The sequence below is a fragment of the Aquiflexum sp. genome, assembly GCF_041749095.1.
Lineage (GTDB): Bacteria > Bacteroidota > Bacteroidia > Cytophagales > Cyclobacteriaceae > Aquiflexum.
The window spans coordinates 1-5,467 of sequence record NZ_JBGTCA010000076.1; the positions used below are offsets into that span (position 1 = coordinate 1).

General features: G+C 42.3%; 3 protein-coding genes. All 3 read left to right on the top strand.

The window, feature by feature from the left end:
• Positions 1-568, top strand: a 568-nt coding sequence (locus ACEW8O_RS04440) for a sensor histidine kinase (protein WP_373493418.1), incomplete at its 5' end; no start/stop codon positions are given.
• 108 nt (positions 569-676) lie between these two features.
• Positions 677-4,105 (top strand): two-component regulator propeller domain-containing protein, encoded by a 3,429-nt coding sequence (locus tag ACEW8O_RS04445; RefSeq protein ID WP_373493419.1) that lies wholly within the window; start codon positions 677-679, stop codon positions 4,103-4,105.
• Between the two features lie 195 nt (positions 4,106-4,300).
• Positions 4,301-5,467, top strand: a 1,167-nt coding sequence (locus tag ACEW8O_RS04450; protein WP_373493420.1) for a HAMP domain-containing protein, incomplete at its 3' end; no start/stop codon positions are given.

Genomic DNA, 5,467 nt, shown 5'->3' on the forward strand with positions numbered 1-5,467 from the left:
CCACGGCAAGCGGGCGGATGCGATAGTCAAGGGGATGTTGGAGCATAGCAGAACCAGTACCGGGGAAAAAGTGCTTACAGATATCAATGCTTTGGCGGATGAATATTTACGGTTGTCTTACCACGGCATGCGGGCAAAGGATAAGACTTTCAATGCGGAATTTATCACTGATTTTGATTCAGACCTTCCAAAAATCAATGTGATACCGCAAGATATCGGAAGGGTTTTACTGAATATTGTTAATAATGCTTTTCAGGCTTGTGGACAGAAAGACCTGTCAGGTTTCAAAAACCTGACAGGTCTGAAACCCCAAATTACCGTCTCCACCAAAAACGTCGGAAACGCAATTGAGATATCAATAAAAGACAACGGCCCCGGCATCCCCGAAGCCATCAAAGACAAAATCTTCCAACCTTTCTTTACTACAAAGCCTACAGGGCAGGGAACAGGGTTGGGATTGAGTCTGAGTTATGATATTGTGAAGGCACATGGAGGAGAGATTAAGGTGGAGAGTGAAGTTGGGGAGGTCACCGAATTTACTATTCAACTTCCAATCGCTGTTCATTAATCAATCCCTAGTGCAAAATAATCGATGAGGGTACCATCCCTCAATGAATAAAACTAAACTATATAATTTAAAGGATTTGGTATTCCTATCAACTAATAGAAATTAATCATGAAAAGCCACTTTCTCCCTTTCCGAATGTTTTTCATCTTGTTTTTTGTGGTGATATTAAAGGTTCAGGGCCAGCAGCAACCAGTATTTACGATAGATCCAAATCACCCAGGAGGAAGATGGGAAGCAATAATGGGTATAACCCAGGGAAATGAAGGATTTTTATGGCTCGCTACGCATGCTGGGCTGCATAGTTATGATGGTTATAGCTATGACTCATATTTCCATGATCCTGATAATTCAAATTCCATAGCCTCCAACAAAACGGAGGCCATTATTGTCTCACAAAGCGGATTCATTTGGATAGGAACGGAGGGATTAGACCGTTTCGATCCGGTTACCAAATCTTTCACCCACTTCACCCATGACCCAAATGATCCCAGAAGCTTAAGCCATAATCAAGTTAATACTATCATGGAGGATAGCAGGGGGGTGATCTGGGTTGGTACCGCCAAGGGGCTTAATCGGTATGATGCTGAAAGTGACTCCTTCACTCGATACCAGCATGATCCGCAAAATAGCACCAGTATCAGTGATGACCACGTGGCAGTTTTATCCGAAGATCGAAAGGGAAATATTTGGGCAGGAACAGAAAAAGGAGGATTGAACCTGTTTGATAAAAATATGGGAACATTCATCCACTATGTCCACCATCCTGAAGATATGCAATCTTTAACTGATAATAACGTCAGGTCCATTTTGGAGGACAGCCAAGGCAATTTTTGGGTTGGTACCATTGGAGGTGGTATTCACACCATGAATAGGGAGAAGGGCACATTTATGCGGCACCTTCATGATCCCTTGCAACCCGATAAGCTTAGCGCTCCTCCTAATTCCGGACCGGTGGTTTTTATCCATGAAGATGTTAATGGGGCAATTTGGATTGGTGCTCAGTCTACAGGGGTAAGTCGATATGACCCGAATACAAAGAAGATAAAACATTTTTCTGAATCATCTGATAATTCTATTGGATTGGATTCCGATGGCCTTAGTTGTGTTTTTAGTTCTAGGGAGGGTATATTATGGATGGGTACTGCGTATTCCGGTAAATATAGTGGGCGATTGCACCGGACTGATCCATCCCGATCCAGTTTTGCTTACCAATACACCGAAGGAGCTGTTTGGGGTATTGTTGAGGATCCTCAAGGCAAATTATGGGCTGCCACCCAGAAAGGCCTGAAAGTATATAATGTAACCAAAGAACCTATTCAAGAAATAAAGGTGAAAGACAGTCTTCCCTCCAGCCTTGAAACTGGGTGGCTTATTTCAATCCTGATGGACAGGAGAGGAATGATATGGATTGGCGATTGGATCGGGTTACACCGATATAATCCTAAAACCGGTAAATTTACCCTTTTTACCCACGATCCCCGGGTAAAGACCAGCATCGGAAAAGGGGCTGTTGTTGCACTTCATGAAGACCGGGACGGAGTTCTTTGGGTGGGCACCCTTGAAGGAGGATTATGCCGGATGGATACGGTAAAAGAAACTTTTACCAGATTCCAACATGATCCTAACAATGCAAACAGCCTCAGCAATGATTTTGTTTCCGCTATCTACGAAGACCCACAAGGAACATTATGGGTCGGTACGTGGGGTGGGGCAGGTTTAAACCGGGTTGACCGAAAAACAGGTAATATCAAACGCTATTTAGGGGGCAATGGTATTACGGAAATCAGAGGAAACCCTTCAGACCGTCTTTGGGTCGGCACTATGCAAGCGGGCTTATTTTTATATGATCAGCAAAAAGATGTTTTTTCGAGGTATACAGATAAGGAAACAGGTAAACAGATTTTCTCTAATGTCATGGATATGGAATATGACGACTTGGGAAATCTTTGGGTAGTCTCCGTCGGTGGACTTGCAAAGCTGGACAAGAATGGAAGCCTAAACGTAATGTATGGAAGTGAGATGGGCATGAATACAGAAGACTTCCACATCCTTGCAACCCATAAAGGAAGGAAAGGGCAACTATATATTGGGAATAATAATGGGTTTTTCACCGTACTACCCCAAGAAAATATGCCAAACGCAAACCCTCCTCAGATTGTATTTACAGAGTTTAGGCTATTAGATGAGCCCTTACTACCGGAGGGGGAAAGGTCGTATTTTAATCCTTTACGTCTTGCAGAAGGTATTGAATTAGCCCACAATCAGAATGTGTTTTCTTTAAGTTTTTCGGGAATTCACTTTACAAATCCTGCCTTGAACCGGCATATGTACAAGCTTGAGAATTATGACGAAAACTGGCGTGAGGTTAAATCAGAACTTACAGCCTCTTATATTAAAGTTCCTCCAGGAGATTACATTTTCCGTGTAAAGGCGGCTAGCAGTGAAGGTGTTTGGGCCGAAAAGATACTTACTATCACCATTCATCCACCATGGTGGGCTACGTGGTGGGCTTACGGGATATATGCTGTGTTGCTGGGTGGCATCATATTTACCGCAGATCGTACTCAGCGGCGGCGTATCATTCATCGGGAGCAGGAGTTGGCACGGGAGAAAGAACTGGCACATGCAAAAGAAATCGAGAAGGCTTATGGTGAACTTGGTAAAGCTCATCAAACATTAAAATCCACCCAAGCCCAACTCATCCAATCTGAAAAGATGGCCTCCCTCGGTGAACTCACCGCTGGGATAGCCCATGAGATTCAGAATCCGCTGAATTTTGTGAATAATTTTAGTGAGGTAAGTGCTGAGTTGGTGGATGAGATTGAAGAGGAAAGAGCCAAGAAGCGAGAAGCGAGAGACGAGACTTTGGTAAGTGAAATATTGAGAGATGTCAAAGAAAATCTGGAAAAAATCAACCACCATGGCAAACGGGCAGATGCGATTGTGAAAGGAATGTTGGAGCATAGCCGGACAAGTTCAGGGGAGAAAGTGCTGACAGATATCAATGCTTTGGCAGATGAATATTTACGGTTGTCTTACCACGGCATGCGGGCAAAGGACAAATCTTTCAATGCAGATTTTAGAACCGATTTCGATCCAAACCTTGCAAAAATCAATGTGGTGCCTCAGGATATCGGGCGGGTGCTGCTAAATATCATCAATAATGCTTTTCAAGCCACTCATGAACTCTCCAAGGGTTTAAAACCCTTGGAGAGTTTCAAACCTCGAGTAACCGTCACCACTAAGCAGCGGGAGGGCTCCCCTTTAGGGGCTGGGGGTAGCGAGAGGCAGTGGGTACAAATCTCCATCTCAGACAACGGCCCCGGCATCCCCGACGCCATCAAAGACAAAATCTTCCAGCCATTCTTTACTACCAAGCCTACCGGGCAGGGAACTGGATTGGGATTGAGTTTGAGTTATGATATTGTGAAGGCGCATGGGGGGGAATTGTCCGTGAGGACTCCTTTGGAGAAAGTCAACTCAAATGAAGGTGAAGGTGCTGAGTTTATTTTTGCTTTACCATTAAACCGTGTTTAAAAAGATATACCATTAATTAAAAAAATCATTTAAGACTGATAAACAAAAAGCCACATGAATCCAGTTTTTTTACATACTAATTCCATAATGTCCTTTGTAATGGTGTTGGTTACAACTGGAATGCTAATTTACGCCAAAAACGTTCCTGAAAAGACAAAACTCAGGAAATGGGTGATGTTTTATTATGCCTTTCAGGTGGCATGGTTTTCAGGCGATATGCTGAGGGGAAGCCTACACCCCTATTTAACCGGTTCAATTTTTTATCAATTACAGGTATCCTTTTGGTTTGCTCCTGCTCTTTCCGGGACCCTGATAATACTTACTCAAATTTGTTATCTTTTTATTAAAGATACTTTTCCCAAAGAACGCAAAATGATTCTAAAAGTGAGCATTTTGTATTTTTCCGGATTCGTAGGATTTAATATTTATAATGAATTTTACAATCAAAGTGACGAAAATGCCATGCAAATAGCTGGCTTCTTGAGCGGTTTCATTTGGAATTCATGGCAGGTGGTAGTATGTCTTCGGAAGGCTGGAATTTTAAGAAAATCGAATTCCAAAGTTGCCATGGGCCACAAATACCTAGCAACAGTGATTGGAGTGGGGTATGTCCTTCCTAGTATTACAACCATCATTTTCGGAGTCTATTCTCCGATGGGTTTCTGGTTTTATTTTGTTTTAATCTGGTTTGGAAACATTGCTGAAATTACCATTTACATTATTTACTCTATTCTTCCGGCTAATTTCAAGGTTAAGGTTGTGGGGTTTACATTTCTCACTGTAGTTTCAGTGCTTTTAATTGTTACGCTTGTATTCTTTCCACCATTAGTTCCTTCAGATATTCCTCAGAGGCTACTCCAACAGGAAGGACTGCGGAAATTGTTTCTCATTTTTATTTTGTCGACTATCGTGGTGGTGGTTGGACTCTCAAAAATCCTTCAATTTAGTTTAATTTTGCCCTTAAAACGACTATTAATTGGGGTGGAGCAAGTAAATCAAGGAAATTTTTCTTCTCCTGTGCCTATAGGTATGCCCGATGAAATAGGGCACTTGACAAGGAATTTTAACAAGATGACAAAATCCCTTAAACGAGCAAATGAACAATTATCCAACCATGCTGAAAATTTGGAATTTCAGGTTGCTGAACGTACCTCAGAAATTTTAATTCAACGCGACAATTTAAGTAAAGCATTACAGGATTTGAAATCCACCCAAGCCCAGCTTATCCAATCCGAGAAAATGGCATCCCTTGGAGAACTCACCGCTGGGATAGCCCATGAGATTCAGAATCCACTGAATTTTGTGAATAATTTTTCGGAAGTAAGTGCGGAGCTGGTTGAGGAGATTCAAGACATAAGACGC

Bases quoted from the DNA above. Each gene is read 5' to 3' on its own strand.
- ACEW8O_RS04445 (WP_373493419.1), top strand. From the start codon at position 677: ATGAAAAGCCACTTTCTCCCTTTCCGAATGTTTTTCATCTTGTTTTTT.